Below are 21,230 nucleotides of genomic sequence, written 5' to 3'. Positions count from 1 at the left end.
GCTTTTAGGAGGAATACAAATGAAAAAAGTTAAATTAGGAATCGTAGCAATTATGTCCGCTGCTGTATTTAGCGGTTGTTCTATTATGGATATAATCGCACCACAAGCAACAGGAGTTGTTATGTACGGAGATGAAGCAGGCGTTCAAAAAACAATGGATCAATATAAAGATAAAATTGAATCCCAAAATACATTTGAAGCAAAATTAGGAACTGTTAATGAGAAAAAGGTTTTAATTATGAATAAAACAACAGCTGAAAAGATGGTAAAAGAAAACATGCTGAAAAAAGTAGTGAAAGAAGATGTAGAACCTATTAAAGTATTGCCGTCTGTTTCAGGTGAAGTGGGAATAGTGTTTGCTAAAGATACACAAAATGATGTAGTAATTGATGGAAAGAAAATGAAGTATGAGGGTAATATAGTAATCGGTGATGCTCGTAAATATGCGGATATGTATGCAGTTGTTAGTGATGCCGAATATACAAAGATAAATGAACCGGTAAAAACGATTGGATTAGCAGCTTTTAAAGAGAATCCAAAGGAAAAGATTTTCCCAGATATAAAGAAAGGTTCTAACGTAGAAGAAGTGCATATGGTGGAAGTGAAATAATAAAAAAGGATGCATTGCATGCATCCTTTTTATTCTGCAATCTTTTCTAAATTACCATTTCGATCCATTCGGAAAGATGTTTGTGAGCGTTCCTCATCATCCATTACTGCTAATTTACGAGCACGGTTCATAATATTCATAAGTGTTTCATAATCCTCTTGTACAGTATGAGATTGTTGTTCTAATTTTTCTAGTTTCTTTTCTAGTTCTTCATTTCGCAAGATTTGCGCTTTAATTTCTTGCTTCAATCTCGTATTCTCGTTTTCAAGAGCTGTTACTTTTATATTTGAAGATCCGACTGTTTGTAAAAAATAAATAACATCTTGCATGGTCATAGAGCTTTTTGCAGCAGGAACAGTAGATTCTTGATATGGAATAACTTCTTTATATTGTACAATTGATTCTTCTTGTACGAATTCTTCGTAATCAGTTATCGAATCTGAAGCTGGTGGTGTATAAAGTAAACGTTTTTTCGCTTGTTCACCGCTTGCAGCACGCATTTTATCTTTACGATGTTTTTTTGCTAGTTGAAGAGCTTGTTCATAACTATAGCGAACAACAGCATTCCAACGGAAACCACAGGCAGCCGATGTACGATTTAATTGATCACCCACTTCTTCAAATGCATTTAATTGAGTACTTCCTTCTCGAACGTGACGAAGTACAGTTTCAGCAAGTAATAAATCATCCTCATCCGTCCAAGCATCTTGTCTTACTTTCATAGATTCAACTCCCTTTCTTTTTATGAACTTCCTATTTTTATAATGGGCAAAAAAATGAGCTTTTATACAAAGCTTTTAAAAATATGGTAGATTTCGATGAAAGGTATAAATTTTGCCAAGAATGACGTAAGCTTCTGTAGGAGAACATATAAATATGTAGCATTAATATGAAGAAAGAGCTTTATAGGGAAACTTGCAACGAGCTTCAAAGAGCGGTAAAATACCATTTAGTGTTTATTTTTAAATGTACTTGAGAAAAGTTTAAAATAGAGGAAGTGTTATATAATGGGGAACGAATTTCGTGTGTGTGATGATTGTCAGGCAACGAACGTTAAAACGTTGATTCCAAAGTTAAAAAAAGTAGATTCATGTGCAACGATTGAAGTTGCGTGTCAGTCTTACTGTGGCCCTGGCCGTAAAAAATCATTCGCATTTGTAAATAATCGTCCAGTCGCGGCTCCAACAGAAGATGAATTAATTATAAAAATTGAAGCAAAGTTAAATAAGTAAGAAAAAGAAGAGTGAATAGATTACTCTTCTTTTTTATGCCCATAAGAGGAATGAGTTATTCTACGAAAATACAATTGAGTAGATTAACATTCAATGAAGGAGAGGCATCATCTGTTCATTCAAATTTCAATTTATATAAATTTGTATTTCAAAATAATGGTTGACAGTCTTTTGAAGCGATAGGTAGAATAGAAAGTGTCTGATTCTGAGAATCATTATCAGGAAAAGATCAATTAACCTAATTTTTTTATTACTATTTGAGAATAAATTTCATTTTATTAAATATATGTTGTTGGTTAGGATGGTTGAGGTATGGAAGCGAGCGCAAGGAGTATAGAACATCAAGATGTGAATGTTAAAGAGATTAAGAGCAGACCGCTCGTTGCTTCTATTATTTTAGTAGCAGGTACAGTTTTGTTAGCTTTAAGCATGGCAGTTTCTATTTCTTTTGGTGCTGCAGATATTAGTTTAAAGACTGTATGGCAAGCTGTGTTTCAGTTTGACGGTTCTATTACGCATCATAACGTAATTCAAGAACTTCGCATGCCTAGAGCAATAGGGGGCGTAGTTGCAGGTGCCTTTTTAGCGGTATCAGGGGCAATTATGCAAGGTATGACGCGAAATCCACTTGCTTCACCATCGTTAATGGGAATTACAGATGGAGCTGTATTTGGAATTGCAATTATGTATGCATTCTTCCCTAATTCACCTTATTTAATGTTCGTTATCGCATCTTTTATTGGAGCTGCGTTTGGAGCGAGCATTGTATATGGAATTGGGTCTTCTTCACCAGGTGGATTAACACCTGTGAAGTTAGCTTTAGCCGGTGCAGCAATTAGTGCTTTATTAGGGGCCATTTCATCTGGAATTGCGCTATATTTCAACCTTGCCCAAGAGGTGAGTATGTGGAATGCAGGCGGAGTTGCGGGAGTGAAATGGGAAAGTATTAATATGTTAGTACCAATTGGCCTTGTTTGTCTCTTTATTGCAATTATGATGTCGAGGTATATTACAATTTTAAGCTTCGGTGAAGAAATTGCAATTGGACTTGGTCAAAATACGACATTAATTAAATTTATCGGAACAGTACTTGTTCTTGTGTTAACAGGTTCTGCAGTTTCTATGGCAGGATCGGTTGGATTTGTTGGTCTTGTAATCCCACATATGACTCGTTTCCTTGTAGGCTCAGACTATAGATGGGTTATTCCATGTTCTGCGGTCTTAGGTGGGCTGTTAATTGAAAGTGCAGATATGTTATCTCGCGTTATTAATCCGCCGTTTGAAACGCCAATTGGAGCAATTACAGCGCTAATTGGGGTTCCATTCTTCCTCTACTTAGCACGTAACGAAGGGAGAGGGAAAATGTGAGGACAAGTGTCTTAACAAAAAAGAACGTTTCTGTTTTAACAATCTTATTAGGATTAATCGTTACTGTATTTTTAGTAAGTTTAAATACAGGGACATTTAAAATACCGCCAATGGACGTATTAAAGTCATTGGTTGGACTTGGGGCTGAAGATCAGTCTGTTATTTTATTTGAATTCCGTATGCCGCGTATGGTTATTGCTATATTAGTCGGATCCGCTTTAGCGATGTCAGGTGCGATTTTGCAAGGGTTATCACGAAATCCACTTGCTGATCCAGGTATTATCGGTATTAACGCTGGAGCGGGATTAACAGTTGTTATATTCGTCTACTTTTTCTTCGGGAAAGTTGGGACTGGTACATTTTTATCTGTATTTATCCTTCCATTCTTCGCGTTGGTTGGTGCGATATTAGCAGCAATTATTATTTATTTACTAGCGTGGAAAGACGGCGTTTCATCAACGAGATTAATACTAGTTGGTATCGCTGTTGCAGCCGGGTTTGGTGCTGTTAGTTTAATTTTTTCTATGAAGATGACATCTAACGATTTCCGTTTTGCTACGATTTGGTTAGCAGGAAGTCTGTGGGGCACAGATTGGAAGTTCGTGCTAAGTGTACTTCCATGGATGGTTATTTTCTTGCCACTTGCTATTAGTAAGGCGCACATATTAAATGTAATGAACCTAGGCGACTCGACAGCTGTTGGTCTTGGTTTAAATGTAGAAAAAGAAAGACGTAAATTATTATTTATTGCAGTGTGTTTAGCTGGCGCATCTGTCGCTGTTGCCGGAGGAATTGGTTTTATCGGTTTAATGGCTCCGCATTTAGCGAGGCGCCTTGTTGGTGGTAAACATCAAATTATGCTGCCTACTGCTGCACTAATAGGGACGTTTTTACTTTTATTCGCAGATGTAATTTCAAGAAGTGTGTTAACAACTTCAGAAATACCGGTCGGTCTTGTTATTTCTGTAATTGGTGCACCATATTTCATATACTTACTTATGAGGACAAAATAAAGGGAGGCTTTTTGTATGGCAACTTTAGCAGTTGATGCGGTATCTGTTGGATATAATGAAGGGTTAATTATTGATGGATTAACAGTTGAAATTCCGGAAGGGAAAATTACAACAATTATTGGACCAAATGGTTGTGGGAAGTCCACATTATTAAAAACGGCTTCTCGTATTTTGAAGGCGAAAAAAGGTACTGTTTATCTTGACGGAAAAGCAATCGAGAAACAACCAACGAAAGAAATCGCAAAGAAAATGGCGATTTTACCACAGACTGCAGAAGTGCCAACTGGCCTTACTGTGTTTGAACTTGTTTCATATGGACGTTTTCCTCATCAAAAAGGATTTGGAACGTTGAAAGAAGAGGATTATCGTTACATTCATTGGGCACTTGAAGTGACTGGAATGACAGAATTCGCAAATCGTTCAGCGGAGGCGTTATCAGGCGGGCAACGTCAACGTGTATGGATTGCGATGGCCCTTGCACAAGGAACAGAATTACTCGTATTAGATGAACCAACAACGTACTTAGATATGGCCCATCAATTAGAAATATTAAATTTATTGAAAAAGTTAAATGAAGAAGAAGGTAGAACGATTGTTATGGTTATCCATGACTTAAACCATGCTTCTCGTTTCTCAGATCATATGATTGCATTAAAAGCAGGTAAGTTAATGAAACAAGGAACGCCAGATGAAGTGATGACAAGTGAAACGCTTCGCAGTGTATTTGAGATTGAAGCTCAAATCGTTCCATGTCCAGTAAACTGTAAACCGATTTGTTTAACATACGATTTAATGATGATTAATAATCAATTACGTAAAAAAGCATAAGTAGAACCCCCTCTTTAGGAGGGGGACTTCTAATGGACGTTGAGCTTCTTATATACGAATGGGAGGTTGAACGCCCGTTAGAATGGGTTATTAGTAACAATTAATAAATATATATTGATTGATTGTTATCCTCGTTTCTTAGAGTTCATTGTAACTTATAAGATAAATACAGCTAGAAGGAGTGGGAACATGAAGAATTTTAAAATGGCACTATTAGCAATGGTACTAGTCGTTACTTCTGTACTATTTGCAGCTTGTTCTAACAAAGAAGAAGAGAAGAAAGCAGATGCGAAGGATGCGAAGACTGAAGAGCGCACTGTACAACACGCAAAAGGGGAAATTAAAATCCCTGCAAATCCAAAGAAAATTGCTGACCTTAGTGGTTCAACAGAAGAATTATTAATTTTTGGTATGAAACCAATTATTACTGCTAATACATCTCAAGAAAAAATTGATACACATATTGAAAAGAAATTAAAAGACGTAAAACCAGTTGGTTCTGCTTGGGGCGATAAAATTAACATCGAAGCAGTAGCTGCTGCAAAACCAGACTTAATTCTTGTAAACAATCGTCAAGAAAAGATTTATGATCAATTATCTAAAATTGCACCAACAGTTATGTTAAAAACTCCATTAGATCAATGGCGTCCAAAATTCGAAGAAGTAGGTCAAATCTTCGGTAAAGAGAAAGAAACAAAAGAATGGTTCAAACAGTATGATGAAAAAGCAAGCAAATTACATGATAAAATCGTTGCGAAAACTGGCGATGCTAAATTTATGAAAATGGCTGCATATCCAAATGCTTTCCGCGTATACGGTGACTACGGTTACGGTAGCGTAATCTTTAACGATTTAAAATTACCAGCAGTTAAAGGTACACCAACGGATAAACCACTAGTACAAGTACAAAAAGAAGCTTTAATCGATTACAACCCAGATTACTTATTCGTATTTACAACTGGTGACGGTTCTCAGCGTCTAAAAGAATTCCAAGAAGAATCAATTTGGAAAAATATGAACGCTGTTAAAAACAACCACGTATTTACAATTAAAAACGAAGACGTAAACAAAGGTTACTTCCCTCTAGGTAAAGAAATGATCTTAGATGAAGTTGCTGAATTCGTTTTAGGGAAATAATGTATAAACAGAAATCACTTTTACTTCGGTAAAAGTGATTTTTTCTTTATATAAGGGCAATTAATATAGTCTTTCATTTCTTTCTGTTTCCTATTTCGTTTATAATATATAGTAAGAATGCAGTAAAGAAAGGGGGATGTCGGAAGGTGGTATATTTAAACGACAAACTCAGCGAAACAAAAGTGTTTAAAGACCCGGTACATAAATATGTGCACGTACGCGATCGTGTTATTTGGGATTTAATCGGAACGAAAGAATTTCAACGCTTGCGCCGTATTAAGCAGCTTGGAACGACATTTTTTACATTTCACGGTGCAGAGCATAGTCGCTTTACTCATTCGTTAGGTGTATATGAAATTATTCGTCGTATGATTGATGATGTGTTTGATGGCAGACCGAACTGGAATGCTGAAGATAGATTGTTATGTTTATGTGCGTCATTACTTCATGATGTCGGTCACGGCCCATTTTCTCACTCGTTTGAAAAAGTATTTTCATTAGATCATGAGAAATTTACGCAAAAGATTATCGTTGGAGATACGGAAATTAATCGCATATTAAGTCGTGTGGATAAAGACTTTCCGCAAAAGGTAGCCGATGTAATCGCGAAAACATCTACTAATAAATTAGCGATTAGCATGATTTCCAGTCAAATTGATGCAGATCGTATGGACTATTTATTAAGAGATGCGTATTTCACTGGCGTAAAGTATGGAAACTTTGATATGGAACGTATACTACGTGTCATGCGTCCATATGGAAATCAAGTAGTCATTAAAAATAGTGGTATGCATGCTGTTGAGCATTATATTATGAGTCGTTATCAAATGTATTGGCAAGTATATTTCCATCCGGTAACGCGCAGTGCCGAAGTTATTTTAACGAAGATTTTACACCGTGCAAAATCATTGCATGAGAAGTATTATACATTTAAAAATCATCCGGTTCATTTCTATTCTTTATTTGAAGAAGAAGTAACAGTAGAGGATTATTTAAAGTTAGACGAGAACGTTATGTATTATTACTTCCAAGTATGGCAAGACGAAGAAGATCCAATTTTAAGTGATTTATGCCGTCGTTTTATGAATCGAAACCTATTTAAATATGTAGAGTTTACAGATAAGCACGGTTTAGATAATTGGATGGAATTAAGTAGCTTATTTAAAAAGATTGGACTTGATCCAGAATACTATTTAGTAGTTGATTCAACATCAGACTTGCCGTACGACTTTTACCGTGCTGGTGAAGAAGAAGAGCGTCTGCCAATCTTACTCCTTATGCCAAATGGAGAGCTTAGAGAGCTTTCGCGTGAATCGGATATTGTTGAGGCAATTACTGGTAAGAAGAGAAGGGATCAAAAACTATTCTATCCGCATGATTTAATCTATGAAGATGGAAGAAAAGGAAAATATAAAGAGAGAATCATCGAGTTACTAGAAGGAAAAAAATAAGAAGCAGCTAAGAGCTGCTTCTTATGAAAGAACTTGAAATTATTTGTCGCTTAAGCGTTTTCCGCCAACTGCATAATGGTTTTTAGACATTTCTTCGATGAAAACAACGATGTTTTCTTCAGGAGCACCAGTTGTTTCGCTTACTGCTGCTGTTACTTTCTCAGCAAGAGCTTTCTTTTGTTCCTCTGTGCGTCCTTCTAGCATTTTCACTGTTACGTATGGCATATATAATCGCTCCTTTTATGTAAGTTACACTCTTATTATAGCGGATTATGGGGAAGAACAATCGAAAAAACAAATATTTTCTTTTTTGACAGATTGAAGAGGAGATGAATCATGGATCAGTTATTTAGATACCCATTGCAACAAATTCCGTTGGTAGCAATGGCCATTATTATTGCGTTATCAGTGCATGAATTTGCGCATGCATATGTTGCATATAAATTTGGAGACGATACAGCAAAGAAGCAAGGCCGTTTAACATTATCACCGATGGCGCACTTAGACCCTATTGGGATGATCGCTGTATTAATTCTTGGTTTTGGTTGGGCAAGACCTGTTCCTGTTAACCCATATAACTTCAAACGGCCGCGTCTTGCAGGTATATTAGTTTCAATTGCAGGCCCAATTAGTAACTTAATTTTAAGTGCAATTGGTTTAATTATTTGGTATAGCCTATTAACATTTGGTGTATTAGACTCAATTCCATTTGCAGTAGCAGATACATTGGCTCAATTCTTCCGGATTTTTATTATGCTTAATATCGTATTACTTGTATTTAACTTATTGCCAATTCCGCCACTTGATGGGTATCGAGTTGTGGAAGATCTAGCACCAACAAATATTCGTGCGAAAATGACACAGTATGAAAAGTATGGAGCAATAGCGTTATTAATTCTTGTTATTACACCGCTTAGCAATTATACAATTCAACCTATTTTTAATGTTGTCATTCCATATGTATTTGTATTTTTAGACAGTATCATTGCGCCTATTTTTGGCCTTTTATAATCATTAAGTGAGGAGGAATTTTCATATGACAGAGAAAAAGAAAAAAATCGGTTTTAATATCGTGAAAAATGATTCAACAGATGGACATGGTGGTTTTGGTGTTGGAGCATTAAGTCTAGAAAACATTTCACCTGTATTTGTCGATGTACTAGAGAAAACAGCATTTGTCGATATCGGTGCAATGCATGCACGTAGTACAGTCGAAAAAGGTATTAAGTTTTTAACAAATAAAGATGAAGTTCCAAACGGAAAACCATTTTGGCTTGTGTGGGTAACGATTGAAAGAACGGCGACAGGTGCTTATTATGCAGGTGTAACAGCTTGTGAAATGACAGTTGACCGTGAAATTCGCCGCGGATATAAATCACTTCCAGAGCACGTAAACAAAATGGATAAATCAATGAAGCGTTACATTATGGTTGACCATATGGATGAAGTATCTAAAAAAGTACTTGGTACGTTCTTGAAAGAACATAATGAAGCGATTTGGAACGAATCTAGTGAAGAATTGCGCCGTGCATTATTAAGTGAATAAAAAATAGCTGACGGATGCCCGTCAGCTATTTTTTTTACCAAGGAAGATATTTTTTCCACCAACTTGTTTTTTTCTTTTCTTCAGTTGTCTTTTCAAATTCTTCTTTATCATCAACATGATCCATACAATATTCAGTCGGTTCTGTACCTTTTGCGAAATACATTTTCACTGAAATTGGACAATTTTTTGTAGCGATTTTTCCGTTTTCAGGGTTAATATCGACTGCAACGACGTCACTTGGTTGTTTAAACTCTTTTTTAGGCTGTCCATCTAATCCTTTTTCCATCGTATCGGTCCATATTCTTTTTGCATATCCTTGTTCTGCTACGTTTGAAATCGATTTAGGTTGATCGTATCCAACCCATACACCCGTTACGATTTGCGGGGTAAATCCAATCATCCAACTATCTGTTTCAGTAGAACCGGATTTTCCGGCATATGTTCTTGATAGTTTAGATAACATCGATTGACCAGTTACAGCAGCATAGCTGCTCAGTTTTTTATTAAACATGCCCGTCATCATTTCTTCCATCACAAACGCTTTGCTTTTATCGAGAACTTGTTTACTCTCCAGATGAGCATCGTATAACATGTTTCCTTCCTGGTCCATAATGCGGCGAATAAACATCGGTTTTACTTCTTTTCCACCGTTTGCGAACATGCTATAAGCATTCGCCATTTCAATTGGTTTTACAGGAGATGTGCCAAGAGCAAGAGATGGAACATCTTTTAATGCGCTCGTAATTCCGAATTGTTTCGCTGTTTTTGTAAGGATATCTTCACCTAAAAACAAATTCGTTTTCACAGCATATATGTTATCAGAAACTGCGAGAGCTTGTGCCATCGTTACGAAATCATCTGCATAATAATCTTTATAGTTTTTTGGTTTATACTTTGAAACACCGTCGCCTAAAGTAAATACCGTATATTCGCTTTTTAAGCGCGTAGCAGGGGTGAATCCTCGTTCTAGTGCCGCATAGTATAGAAATGGCTTAAATGTAGAACCAGGCTGACGAACGGCTTGTGTAGCCCTGTTAAATTGACTCTTATTATAATCGGTTCCTCCCACAAGGGCAGCCACTTCACCTGTTTTTGGATTCATAGAGACGAGTGCGGTTTGTATGTTTGTTGTGTCAGGTATGTGATCTTTTACAGCTTGCTCTGCAACAGATTGTAATTTAGGGTCTAGTGTTGTATAAATACGCAGGCCACCCTTTTGTAAGGCTTGTTCATCTAATCCGATATCACGAAGAAGAGAAGCTTGTACAGCATCTTGAAAATAAGGTGCAATCTCTGCCACTTTTTTTGTATCTAATGAGGCAAAAGTTAGTGGCTCTTTTTTTGCTGATATTGCTTGTTGCTTCGTAATATAACCTTGTTCTACCATTTCGTCTAATATGAGAGATTGTCGTCCTTTCGCACGATCCTCTTTTAAAAAGGGAGAGTAGACACTAGGTCCTTTCGGAATGCCTGCGAGCATACTAGCTTCCGCTAATGTTAATTCTTTTGCTGTTTTATCGAAATATAGACGGGACGCAGCTTCGATACCATAAGCACCATGTCCGTAATAAATTGTATTTAAATATCCTTCTAAAATATGATTTTTATTATAGTTCACTTCAAGGCGGATTGTGTACATCGCTTCTAATAGTTTACGTTTCCACGTTTTATCATGATCTAAGTATAGGTTACGAGCATACTGTTGTGTAATCGTACTAGCACCTTGGACTTTTGCCATCGCTTTTAAATCGGCAACAATAGCACCAGCAATACGTTTCATATCAAAGCCATGATGTTTGTAGAATCGTTGATCTTCTATAGATAGTGTCGCCTCTTTTACATAAGGAGAGATTTCATTGAGAGATACATTGTAACGTTTTTGCATTTCATTATTTTGTCCGATAACAGTGTCATCATTAGCGTAAAAGACACTCGTTTGCGGGACAGCAACAGGAGGAGGTCCCATAATTTTTGCAACTATAATAATAACAAAAAAGGAAAAAACGAAAAAAAGAACAGAAGAAAACATTACGGTGAAGAAAAGACGTTTATATTTTTTAAGTTTCGGATTCATAGTTTGATCCATCTTTTTCAGCCCCTCAATACTAATACAAACATTATTGTATTAGTATTGAGGGTTTTCGGTTATTTTAAACAATGAAATTTCGAAAACAAAAAGCTCCTTCAATTAAGAAAGGAGCTCAAAGGCACGTGCTGGCCAATCGGTAATAATAACATCTACGCCATAGTCAATCATAATTTGTAAATCTTTGTATTCGTTAATTGTATAAGGGCGGAAAGCGTACCCTTAATTTTGTGCAAATTGGACAAATTCTTTTGTTAATAATTGAAAGTTTGGGTGTAAACCAGTTGCGTTTCTATTTTTTGCTTCAGCAATCGGATCAGCAAGTGGTGTGTCATATAAAATTGCTCTTGGGATTTCAGGAGCTATTTCTGCTAATAATGAAATAGAGTCGTGGTTAAATGATGAGAATACAATTTGATTAGATAGATGATATTCACGAACGAGAGCGATAGCTTTTTCTTCAATAGTTGGATAGTGAATGACATCTGTTTTTAACTCAATGTTGAGCTGTAACTTTGTTGTAGATAGCCAAATGAATACTTCGCGTAACGTTGGGATTTTTGCTTCATGGAAAGAAGGGTCTTTATGGCTGCCAGCATCTAAAGCTTGTAATTCCGCTACCGTTTTTTCAGAAACAAGACCGATACCATTTGTTGTGCGATCTACTGTTTCATCGTGAATCACGACAAGTTCACCATCTTTTGATAGGTGGACATCAAGCTCGATGCCATGGGCTCCAATGCGTTCGGCTTCTTGGAAAGCAATCATCGTATTTTCAGGATGTGTTCCTTTTACCCCGCGGTGGGCGAAAATAAGTGGTTTATTCATAGGGAAATCTCCTTATCGTTTCTTTTCTTTCATTATGAAACTGCTTTTGGAAAAATACAATTGAATGGGAAAAACATTTACAAAAGTCTAACAGTTGCACAAAAGTTAACGTTAACGTAAAATGTAATAATTGAGTGAAGGGAGGAATAAACATGTATAAAATTGATGAAGTCACAAAGCAAGTTGGTTTAACAAAACGTACACTTCGTTATTATGAGGAAATTGGTTTAATTCATCCCCCTGAACGTAGTGAGGGGAACATTCGCCTGTATACAGACGAGGATATCGCCAGAATTAAAAGAATTGTGGAAGCGAAAGAAGTGTTAGGAATTACGCTTCAAGAAATGCAACATTTCTTATCGTTAAAAGAACGAATGGAGCAAAGAAGAAATAGTGAGAACCCTCGTGACCGCGAAGTGATTCAAGAAATTAAAGAGATGCTTGAAAAACAAGTGCAAACGCTAGACGAGAAAATGGAGCAAATGCAGCGCGTAAAGGCGGAACTCGAGGATAGTTTACATCGCGCAGCGACATTTTTAGAGAATACAAAAGGAGAGTAATCAAAATGGAGAGCAAACAAAAACTAGGGAGATTGATTACAGTGGTGGCTACCTTTCTTGCCTTTTCGGGTATAGGGGTAGTCGATCCAATCTTGCCAAGCATCGCTGAGCAAATTGGTGCATCGCATTGGCAAGTAGAGATGTTATTTACAGCATATATTTTCACGATGGCAATTATGATGTTACCAGCTGGAATATTCGCATCGAGATTTGGTGATAAACGAATGATGACGATCGGTCTTGCGATCGTGACTGTATTTGCGTTTATATGCGGTATATCGCAAACGATTGCTCAATTATCTCTTTTCCGCGCTGGATGGGGATTAGGAAATGCGATGTTCTTTGCAACGGCGATGACATTATTGATTGCATTAAGTAAAGAAGTTCATGAAGCGGTAGGGTTATATGAAGCAGCTATCGGTTTAGGGATGGCAGGCGGACCGTTATTAGGCGGTATATTAGGTGGACATTCTTGGCGTTATCCATTTTTTGCGACGAGTATTTTAATTTTCTTAGCATTTATTTTAGTTTTCTTTTTTGTAAAAGAACCGGAGCAAAAAGTGAAGCGTAAAGCGGCAGGCGTAGGAGAATTACTTAACCTAGTGAAATATAAACCGTTTATGCAAGGTGCGATTTCAGGAATGTTATACTACTACGGATTTTTCGTTGTATTGGCATATTCACCACTTATTATGCATTTATCTGCTATTCAATTAGGGTTTGTATTTTGCGGATGGGGATTAGCGTTAGCTTACGGTTCAGCAATTTTAGCTCATAAGCTGGAAGGTAAATATGAGCCGAAAGCATTGTTGAAAGGCAGTTTACTCGTATTTGCGCTTTTCTTAATCGCACTATTCTTCGTGAAAGTTATGTGGTTACAAATTGTATTAATTGTTCTATCAGGATTAGCATCTGGATTAAATAATGCATTATTTACAAGTTATGTAATGGATATTTCACCTTATGAAAGATCTGTTACATCAGGTGTTTATAACTTCGTTCGTTGGTTGGGTGGCGCAATTGCTCCAATCTTATCAGGAATCATCGGCCACACTGTTTCACCACAAAGTCCGTTTTTAGTCGGTGGAATTGTTGTGTTAGTCGGTTGTGTAATGATTTTAATTCCGGTTCGAAAACCGGTAGAAGTAGAGAGAAAAGCCCTTTCTTAAGAAAGGGTTTTCTTTCCTATTACAGGGCAATCCCTTTTCGCATATATGTTAGAACCCTCTGACTAAAATATATTTTCGGTATTTTTGTACTTTTAACTATACTTTTTGGATGTTTTGTTTTATTTTTGTTAGGGGACATTAATGATGTCCCTATTATAAATTTGCATTGAAAGGCGTGATTGTACGATGGAACTATGGTTCACTGAAAAACAAACAAAACATTTTGGGATTACGGCGCGTATTAACCGCACATTACATACGGAGCAAACAGAATTCCAAAAACTTGATATGGTTGAAACGGAAGAGTTCGGAAACATGCTTATTTTAGACGGCATGGTTATGACAACAGAAAAAGATGAGTTCGTTTATCATGAAATGGTAGCGCACGTACCTTTATTTACACATCCAAACCCTGAAAACGTATTAGTTGTAGGTGGTGGCGATGGTGGTGTTATTCGTGAAGTGTTAAAACACCCAAGCGTAAAGAAAGCAACTCTTGTTGAAATCGATGGAAAAGTAATTGAGTACTCTAAACAATACTTACCATCAATTGCAGGTGCATTAGATAATGAGCGTGTAGAAGTAAAAGTAGGAGACGGTTTCCTACACATCGCAGAAAGCGAAAATGAATATGACGTAATTATGGTAGATTCTACTGAGCCAGTAGGACCAGCAGTAAACCTATTTACAAAAGGCTTCTACGCTGGAATTTCAAAAGCGTTAAAAGAAGATGGTATTTTCGTTGCACAAACGGACAACCCTTGGTTCACACCAGAACTAATTACAACTGTGTTTAAAGACGTAAAAGAAATCTTCCCAATTACTCGTTTATACACAGCGAACATTCCAACTTACCCAAGTGGACTTTGGACATTCACAATCGGATCTAAACAACATGATCCACTAGAAGTAAGTGAAGAGCGTTTCCACGAAATCGAAACGAAATACTACACAAAAGAATTACACAATGCAGCATTCGCATTACCGAAATTTGTTGGCGATTTAATTAAGTAAGAAATCGAGTTTGAACAAATAAAGTGTAGGTAGCTCATTTAAGGTGTTTGTCCAGAAGACTTGAACATGCTAGCTACTTACACTCCTGTAAAGAAAATCGTCTTCTTATTGTTAAAAAAGAAGACACCGGTAAATCGAGAAAGAGGAGCAGCTCGCTCCAAATTTGAGAAATAATGAAAGGTTGGGATACCTTAAGTTCCACATAAGGAGGAAAAGAGTATGCGTTTTGATGAAGCTTATTCAGGTAAAGTATTTATTAAAAGTCATCCAAGTTTTGAAGAGTCAGAGGCAGTTATTTACGGGATGCCAATGGATTGGACAGTAAGCTACCGTCCAGGTTCTCGTTTTGGCCCTGCACGTATTCGTGAAGTATCAATTGGTCTTGAAGAATATAGCCCATATTTAGATCGTGAACTAGAAGAGGTAAAATATTTTGATGCGGGTGATATTCCATTACCATTTGGAAATCCACAGCGTAGCATAGACATGATTGAAGAGTATGTATCAAAACTTTTAGATGCCGATAAGTTTCCACTAGGTCTCGGCGGTGAGCACTTAGTGTCTTGGCCAATTTTTAAGGCAATGGCAAAAAAATATCCGGATTTAGCAATCATCCATATGGATGCTCATACTGATTTACGTGAATCGTATGAAGGGGAGCCTTTATCGCACTCTACACCTATTCGTAAAGTGTGCGATTTAATTGGTCCGGAAAACGTATATTCTTTCGGTATTCGTTCTGGAATGAAGGAAGAATTCGAATGGGCAAAAGAAGTAGGTATGAACTTATATAAATTTGACGTATTAGAACCGTTAAAAGAAGTATTACCGAAACTTGCAGGACGCCCAGTTTATGTCACAATCGACATTGACGTATTAGACCCAGCTCACGCTCCAGGAACAGGAACGTTAGAAGCTGGAGGTATCACATCTAAAGAATTATTAGATTCCATCGTGGCAATTGCAAATTCAAATATAAATGTAGTTGGAGCAGACTTAGTAGAAGTAGCTCCTGTCTACGACCATAGTGATCAAACACCAGTCGCAGCAAGCAAATTCGTGCGGGAAATGCTGCTCGGTTGGGTGAAGTAAAAGTGAAGCCGACTGTTTAGATCCGGTGAATAAGGTTCTTAGACGCAAGGGTCTAGGAGGCGTAACTGGATAAAAAAAGAGCTATTCTCATCGTTTGAGAATAGCTCTTTTTCTTATGCAACCTTCTCTTCCGAAGTAATGCCGCGAATTTCATCAGCAGAACGAATTGGATATTTGCGGAATACGATTGATCCGATGTATCCAACAATAGTGGTAACGATTCCACATAATACAGCAGCAATTGTTACTTTTACAACGTCATTAAATCCGAATAAGACAAGAAGTCCTGGGATTGGTGATGCTGTTCCTGGCGCATTATTAACGAGCTGGAACAGAGATGTAATAATACCAGCAAGCGCACCGCCAACGAAGTTTGTCGCATAAATTGGAATTGGATTTGCTGAAACAACATCGGCTTGTGTTAAAGGCTCGATTGCTACAGCAATTGTATCTTTCTTTGAACAAATCTTTAGTCGTTTAAAGAAAATAAAGTTCATTGGGGCTGAGGCTGCTACGGCAAGACTACCAATTGCCATTGGTAAACCTGTTAATCCAAGCATTGCAGTTAGTGCCATAGAACTTAATGGAGAGGTAGAAATAACTGTTATTAATCCACCAAGCATAATACCCATAATGATAGGACTTTCTGTAGTTGCAACTGAAATCATAGAACCGATTTTACCGAGTGTTGCGTTCACGAGCGGATCCATAAGCATGGCCATGCCGCGCGAGATTGGTGCAGCAATAAATAAAATTGCTAAGAATTCTACACCAGCCGGTAATTTCTTTTCGAGAAATTTCACGACGAAAGCGCAAATGTATCCAGCGAAAAATCCTGGTAAAATACCGAATCCACTAGTAGCGATACCGATTAAAACAGCATATACGGGTGAAACACCGATTGCTAATGCGACTAAAATTGCCGCTGCGACACCGCTCATACTACCAGAAGCTTCTCCTACTGATTGTAAAAAGTCATTATGAAACATTTCTCCACCGATATAACGGTGAAATGCTTCAATAAGAAAACTTGCGATTGCTGCATTAGCTAAAGCACCCATTGCTTTCATGCCGTAAGGAGCACGGTAACTAAAAAGTGTAAATAGACAAAGTACAACAAGTAATAGTGCTAAACCTTGCAAGATAGCCATTTGAAAACTGTCTCCTTTGATTTTTGTAATAAAAATTCGTATCATTCAATAATAATATAAAAGTTTGGTAAACGGAAAATTTTTTTGATGGGAATTTGCTATAAAGGGAAAAACTCTTACAATAATGTAAGGAAAGTGTAAGGCGTTTCGATAGAGTATAGTATGTTGTTTTTCGTATAATACATGTATAGACATAAGGTTAGTGAGAAAGAAGTGCAAACAGGAGGCGCATTTATGAAATTGGTAATTAAAGTTTTAGCTGTGTTCGCCATTATTTTAGGGGGAACAGCATATTATTTAAACACAAAAACAGAAGGTGTACATGCTTTTGTAGACAACTTCTTTTCAAATAAAGAAATACAAGATTATTATGCGGTTATAGATAAAGGTGAGAAAAAAGCCGGTGAATACTTGTATACATTTAAAGGGTATACAGAAGACGGAAAGTTACAAGTTGTGAAAAGAATGATGAACCGTGAATTGCATACGGGGGAATTTATAAAAATTTATGCAAAAGGTACGCAAGGAAAAGGATGGGCTGAAATCTCAAAAGAATCAATTCCGCAAAAAGCATTGGAGAAAATAGAAAAACCATAAAAGGAGCGACTCATTCGCTCCTTTTATGGTGCGTTAAAATGGTGATCGATGTCTTTTCTTTGTTAGAAATGATTTTTGCACGTCCACCAATTGGGAAAGTGAAAATCGGGGTTGTATGCCCGAAACTTGCGTTTGCAATGATAGGGGTATGTGCAAGTTCAGGTTTTGAAGCGATCATTTCTTGAATGTCTTCTATCGTACATTGTGCACCTTTTTGCATCTTTCCTATGACGATGCCTTTTATATGTTCAAAGTTAGGTTGCTGCATAAGAGAATGTAAATAACGATCAAAAGTGTTAAGGGTAGCTTTTCCAGTTAAACTATCCTCCTCAAGAAATAATATTTTATCCTGTAAGTTTGGCATATATGGTGTACCTTGTAGTAAATTCAATGTGCTCATATTACCACCGATAATCTCTCCAGTTGCTTCGCCTTCATGAATTGAAACATAACCTTCATTTTTAATAAATTCTCGATTTTCTTGATCGATGTACCAAGAATCATCGCTCCATGTTTCAGATGGCAGGACTTCAATAGGTTCATTAGAAGTTAAGCATTTTAAAAAATAATCAGTCGTATATTCGAGACCTTTCTCCATTCCAAATGAAGAGAAATGGGGGCCTGAATATGTAACAAGTCCTGTTTTTGTGTAAATTGCATTATTTAAAGCGGTAATATCAGAATAGCCACAGAAAAACTTCGGGTTTTCTCGAATTAAGTCATAATCGAGATGTTTCAATAAACCATTAGAGTTATATCCGCCAAGTGTCGTCAAAACGGCTTTTACATTAGGGTCTCTAAATGCATCATGAAGATCTTGAACACGTGAAGAAATAGAAGAGGAAGCAAATCGATCGATCTCATCAGCATATGTTGAGAATGTAACTTGAAAGCCCATGTCGGTTAATCTTTTTATTGCAAGCTCTTGGTTCGTATTTGAGACAATACTTAAACTACAAGAGGGTGAAATAACTCTAATTTCATCACCTTTTTTCAATTTTGTCGGTAGCACATAACTCACCTCTTTAAATAAAAGAATATTTAGATTTAAAAAACATTTTATCATATGAAATAAAGTGGAAGTGAATTATTTTTTGAAATAGAGTTTTCCTGATTTTTCAGCAGACAGACAGAGGTTTTTTTTGATATGATAGGAAAAGTGATTTATTATAAGTAGTATTTAATATCTATAACATTTGAAAGGTGTGCAAGACGTGGAGAAACAACTTGCAGGCTTGCCGGTACACGTTCATTTCGTAACAGAAATCCGTGAAGGGGCGAGGAAGGAAACCGTTGCTTTTGAAGCAAATGGTCAATACTATGTAAAAGGTCAAGGTACATATGTAACATTCCAAGAGCCGAACGAACAGGGCGAAGTGAAAACAATTATTAAAATTCAAGGTGAACAAGTTCTCATTATGCGTTCAGGTGCTGTTTCAATGCGTCAAACGCATGTGAAAGGTGAATGGACAACTGGTACGTATACGAGTGAACTTGGTACGTTTGCATTGCAAACGAAAACTGATAACGTTCTTTTTAAATGGTCGGATGAAAAGAAAAAAGGACAACTCTTCTTAACGTACGCATTGCTTCTAAGTGAACAAGAAGCTGGCAGATATACAATTACACTTAATTTGAAGGAGGCAAAATAATGAATTCTTTAGAACAAGTAAAAGGATTAATTAAAGAAGAAATTCAAGCTGCTGTATTAAAGGCAGAATTAGCGACAGAAGAACAGATTCCAAACGTTGTATTAGAATCTCCAAAAGATAAAACAAATGGTGACTTCTCTACAAATATGGCAATGCAACTTGCACGTGTTGCGAAAAAAGCACCTCGTATGATTGCAGAAGAATTAGTTGCAAACTTCGATAAAGCAAAAGCTTCTATTGAAAAAATTGAAATCGCAGGACCTGGTTTCATTAACTTCTACATGGATAATAGCTATTTAACAGACTTAATCCCAACAATCGTTAACGCTGGCGAAGCTTACGGTGAAACGAATACTGGTAAAGGTGAAAAAGTACAAATTGAGTTCGTATCTGCGAATCCAACAGGTGACCTTCACTTAGGACATGCACGTGGTGCGGCAGTAGGTGACACTTTATGTAACGTATTAGCAAAAGCAGGATACGATGTATCTCGTGAATACTACATTAATGACGCTGGTAACCAAATTCATAACTTAGCTCTTTCTGTTGAAGCTCGTTACATGCAAGCTTTAGGCCTAGAGAAAGAAATGCCAGAAGACGGATACCATGGTGCGGACATCATTGGAATCGGTAAGCGTTTAGCTGAAGAGTTTGGCGATTGTTATGCAAAAGCTGATGCTGAAGAAAGCTATGAGTTCTATCGTTCATACGGTTTAAAATATGAGTTAGCAAAACTTCAAAAAGACTTAGAAAGCTTCCGTGTTAAATTCGATGTATGGTTCTCAGAAACATCATTATATAAAAACGGAAAAATCGATGCTGCACTTGCAGTATTAAAAGAGCGTGACGAGATCTTTGAAGAAGGCGGTGCAACTTGGTTCCGTTCTATGACTTACGGTGACGACAAAAACCGTGTATTAATTAAAAACGACGGTTCTTACACATACTTAACGCCAGATATCGCTTACCACCGTGATAAATTAGAGCGTGGTTTCGATAAGTTAATCAACATTTGGGGTGCTGATCACCACGGTTACATTCCTCGTATGAAAGCTGCTATTCAAGCACTTGGTTACGATAAAGAAACACTTGAAGTAGAAATCATCCAAATGGTACAACTGTACCAAAATGGTGAAAAAATGAAGATGAGTAAGCGTACAGGTAAAGCAGTTACACTTCGTGAGCTTATGGAAGAAGTAGGCGTGGACGCAATGCGTTACTTCTTCGCAATGCGTAGCGGTGATTCTCATTTAGACTTTGATATGGACTTAGCCGTATCAAAATCTAATGAAAATCCAGTATACTATGCACAGTATGCTCATGCTCGCGTATGCAGTATCCTTCGTCAAGGTGAAGAGTTAGGATTAGCTGCAGGCGGAGACGTGAATTACAAGCTTGTTACTTCGGAGAAAGAAGTAGAGTTACTGAAAAAACTTGGTGAATTCCCAGCTGTAGTTGCGGATGCAGCACAAAAACGTCTGCCACACCGCATTACAAGCTATGCATTTGAATTAGCAGCAGCATTACACAGCTTCTACAATGCAGAAAAAGTATTAAACCAAGATAACTTAGAATTAAGTAAAGCTCGCTATGAGTTAATGAAAGCAGTACGCACTACACTTCAAAATGCATTAGCAATCGTAGGAGTATCTGCACCAGAAAAAATGTAATAAAGAAAAGCGGAAGCGACTCGTTCAGAATAGGAGGGGGATGGAGCTCCTGACAGAGAGGCGTACTTTACCTCGGAGGAAGGCGCGAAGCCACCGAGTATTCTAGCCGATTTTTCGTTTTCAGTAAAAGGCAATCACACGATGTTGTGATTGCCTTTTTGTATGGAGATAATAAAAAAATAAAATTTTATCAAACAAAGGGAGAAATTGCGTCGTCTTATATAAA

Annotated in this window: 21 protein-coding genes and 1 pseudogene; 16 read left to right on the top strand and 6 right to left on the bottom strand. The window is 37.1% G+C overall.

The genetic code is table 11. From position 1 onward, the window contains the following. Positions 1–19 precede the first annotated feature (19 nt). Positions 20–610 (top strand): lipoprotein BA_5634 family protein, encoded by a 591-nt coding sequence (locus NHG49_RS27170; RefSeq protein WP_088047721.1) that lies wholly within the window; start codon positions 20–22, stop codon positions 608–610. Between the two features lie 29 nt (positions 611–639). Here NHG49_RS27170 and NHG49_RS27165 read toward each other — a convergent pair whose 3' ends face one another. Next, positions 640–1,332: an RsfA family transcriptional regulator gene (locus NHG49_RS27165; protein WP_064476069.1), complete on the bottom strand. Its 693-nt coding sequence runs from the start codon at positions 1,330–1,332 to the stop codon at positions 640–642. A gap of 285 nt (positions 1,333–1,617) precedes the next feature. Here NHG49_RS27165 and NHG49_RS27160 point away from each other — a divergent pair, with 285 nt between their 5' ends. The 6 genes from NHG49_RS27160 (at position 1,618) to NHG49_RS27135 (ending at position 7,639) form a co-directional block, all read left to right on the top strand. After that, the gene (locus tag NHG49_RS27160; RefSeq protein WP_002089811.1) at positions 1,618–1,842 is read left to right on the top strand and encodes a YuzB family protein; all 225 of its coding nucleotides are present in this window, start codon (positions 1,618–1,620) and stop codon (positions 1,840–1,842) included. A gap of 312 nt (positions 1,843–2,154) precedes the next feature. Next, positions 2,155–3,210: a FecCD family ABC transporter permease gene (locus NHG49_RS27155; RefSeq protein WP_088047723.1), complete on the top strand. Its 1,056-nt coding sequence runs from the start codon at positions 2,155–2,157 to the stop codon at positions 3,208–3,210. After that, on the top strand, positions 3,207–4,223 hold the full coding sequence (locus NHG49_RS27150; protein WP_088047724.1) for a FecCD family ABC transporter permease: 1,017 nt from the start codon (positions 3,207–3,209) through the stop codon (positions 4,221–4,223). The genes NHG49_RS27155 and NHG49_RS27150 overlap by 4 nt, the downstream gene beginning before the upstream one ends. 15 nt (positions 4,224–4,238) lie before the next feature. Beyond that, positions 4,239–5,051 (top strand): ABC transporter ATP-binding protein, encoded by an 813-nt coding sequence (locus NHG49_RS27145; RefSeq protein WP_088080004.1) that lies wholly within the window; start codon positions 4,239–4,241, stop codon positions 5,049–5,051. Positions 5,052–5,240: 189 nt separating this feature from the next. Continuing rightward, the gene (locus NHG49_RS27140) at positions 5,241–6,188 is read left to right on the top strand and encodes an ABC transporter substrate-binding protein (protein WP_000787720.1); all 948 of its coding nucleotides are present in this window, start codon (positions 5,241–5,243) and stop codon (positions 6,186–6,188) included. A 146-nt stretch (positions 6,189–6,334) separates the two neighbouring features. Continuing rightward, positions 6,335–7,639 carry an HD domain-containing protein gene (locus NHG49_RS27135; RefSeq protein WP_000262747.1) on the top strand — a complete coding sequence of 435 codons (1,305 nt, stop codon included), beginning with the start codon at positions 6,335–6,337 and terminating at the stop codon, positions 7,637–7,639. A gap of 39 nt (positions 7,640–7,678) precedes the next feature. Here NHG49_RS27135 and NHG49_RS27130 read toward each other — a convergent pair whose 3' ends face one another. Then, positions 7,679–7,864, bottom strand: coding sequence for a 2-hydroxymuconate tautomerase (locus NHG49_RS27130; protein ID WP_001147171.1), 186 nt, complete (start codon positions 7,862–7,864; stop codon positions 7,679–7,681). A 111-nt stretch (positions 7,865–7,975) separates the two neighbouring features. Between NHG49_RS27130 and NHG49_RS27125 the strand changes: the two genes are divergently transcribed. Both NHG49_RS27125 and NHG49_RS27120 read left to right on the top strand, forming a co-directional pair. Beyond that, positions 7,976–8,650: a site-2 protease family protein gene (locus NHG49_RS27125; RefSeq protein WP_000372469.1), complete on the top strand. Its 675-nt coding sequence runs from the start codon at positions 7,976–7,978 to the stop codon at positions 8,648–8,650. Between the two features lie 25 nt (positions 8,651–8,675). Continuing rightward, on the top strand, positions 8,676–9,185 hold the full coding sequence (locus tag NHG49_RS27120; protein WP_064476072.1) for a YwhD family protein: 510 nt from the start codon (positions 8,676–8,678) through the stop codon (positions 9,183–9,185). 34 nt (positions 9,186–9,219) lie between these two features. Here NHG49_RS27120 and NHG49_RS27115 read toward each other — a convergent pair whose 3' ends face one another. After that, positions 9,220–11,271 carry a transglycosylase domain-containing protein gene (locus NHG49_RS27115; RefSeq protein WP_088047726.1) on the bottom strand — a complete coding sequence of 684 codons (2,052 nt, stop codon included), beginning with the start codon at positions 11,269–11,271 and terminating at the stop codon, positions 9,220–9,222. Positions 11,272–11,373: 102 nt separating this feature from the next. After that, positions 11,374–12,099: pseudogene (locus tag NHG49_RS27110) on the bottom strand (glycerophosphodiester phosphodiesterase). Positions 12,100–12,251: 152 nt separating this feature from the next. On the opposite strand from NHG49_RS27110, the gene NHG49_RS27105 reads away from it, so the two are divergent. From NHG49_RS27105 to speB, 4 genes are all read left to right on the top strand, one after another. Continuing rightward, positions 12,252–12,659, top strand: coding sequence for a MerR family transcriptional regulator (locus NHG49_RS27105; protein WP_061680054.1), 408 nt, complete (start codon positions 12,252–12,254; stop codon positions 12,657–12,659). Between the two features lie 5 nt (positions 12,660–12,664). Further along, positions 12,665–13,828, top strand: a complete 1,164-nt coding sequence (locus NHG49_RS27100) for an MFS transporter (protein ID WP_064476075.1) — start codon at positions 12,665–12,667, stop codon at positions 13,826–13,828. A 186-nt stretch (positions 13,829–14,014) separates the two neighbouring features. Continuing rightward, the gene (gene speE, locus NHG49_RS27095; RefSeq protein ID WP_064476076.1) at positions 14,015–14,842 is read left to right on the top strand and encodes a polyamine aminopropyltransferase; all 828 of its coding nucleotides are present in this window, start codon (positions 14,015–14,017) and stop codon (positions 14,840–14,842) included. A gap of 219 nt (positions 14,843–15,061) precedes the next feature. Then, positions 15,062–15,934: an agmatinase gene (speB, locus tag NHG49_RS27090; RefSeq protein ID WP_001209823.1), complete on the top strand. Its 873-nt coding sequence runs from the start codon at positions 15,062–15,064 to the stop codon at positions 15,932–15,934. 113 nt (positions 15,935–16,047) lie between these two features. Here the strand turns inward: speB and NHG49_RS27085 are convergent, their stop codons facing one another. Next, positions 16,048–17,085 carry a PTS sugar transporter subunit IIC gene (locus NHG49_RS27085; protein WP_064476077.1) on the bottom strand — a complete coding sequence of 346 codons (1,038 nt, stop codon included), beginning with the start codon at positions 17,083–17,085 and terminating at the stop codon, positions 16,048–16,050. A gap of 234 nt (positions 17,086–17,319) precedes the next feature. Between NHG49_RS27085 and NHG49_RS27080 the strand changes: the two genes are divergently transcribed. Further along, a complete protein-coding gene (locus tag NHG49_RS27080; protein ID WP_064476078.1) occupies positions 17,320–17,682 on the top strand; it encodes a YxeA family protein in 363 nt (120 codons plus the stop codon). Positions 17,683–17,692: 10 nt separating this feature from the next. Here NHG49_RS27080 and NHG49_RS27075 read toward each other — a convergent pair whose 3' ends face one another. Beyond that, positions 17,693–18,694 (bottom strand): S66 family peptidase, encoded by a 1,002-nt coding sequence (locus tag NHG49_RS27075; protein WP_064476079.1) that lies wholly within the window; start codon positions 18,692–18,694, stop codon positions 17,693–17,695. A gap of 202 nt (positions 18,695–18,896) precedes the next feature. Between NHG49_RS27075 and NHG49_RS27070 the strand changes: the two genes are divergently transcribed. Both NHG49_RS27070 and argS read left to right on the top strand, forming a co-directional pair. After that, positions 18,897–19,334, top strand: coding sequence for a YwiB family protein (locus NHG49_RS27070; RefSeq protein ID WP_000414871.1), 438 nt, complete (start codon positions 18,897–18,899; stop codon positions 19,332–19,334). Continuing rightward, complete coding sequence (argS, locus tag NHG49_RS27065) at positions 19,334–21,004, top strand: arginine--tRNA ligase (protein WP_258126771.1); 1,671 nt, start codon at positions 19,334–19,336, stop codon at positions 21,002–21,004. Before NHG49_RS27070 ends, argS begins: the two co-directional genes overlap by 1 nt. The last annotated feature ends 226 nt before the right edge of the window (positions 21,005–21,230 follow it).

The organism is Bacillus sp. IBL03825, from assembly GCF_024712505.1.
GTDB lineage: Bacteria > Bacillota > Bacilli > Bacillales > Bacillaceae_G > Bacillus_A > Bacillus_A wiedmannii.
Note: the sequence above shows the minus strand (reverse complement) of the source record. Positions and strands in the feature narration are given on the sequence as shown.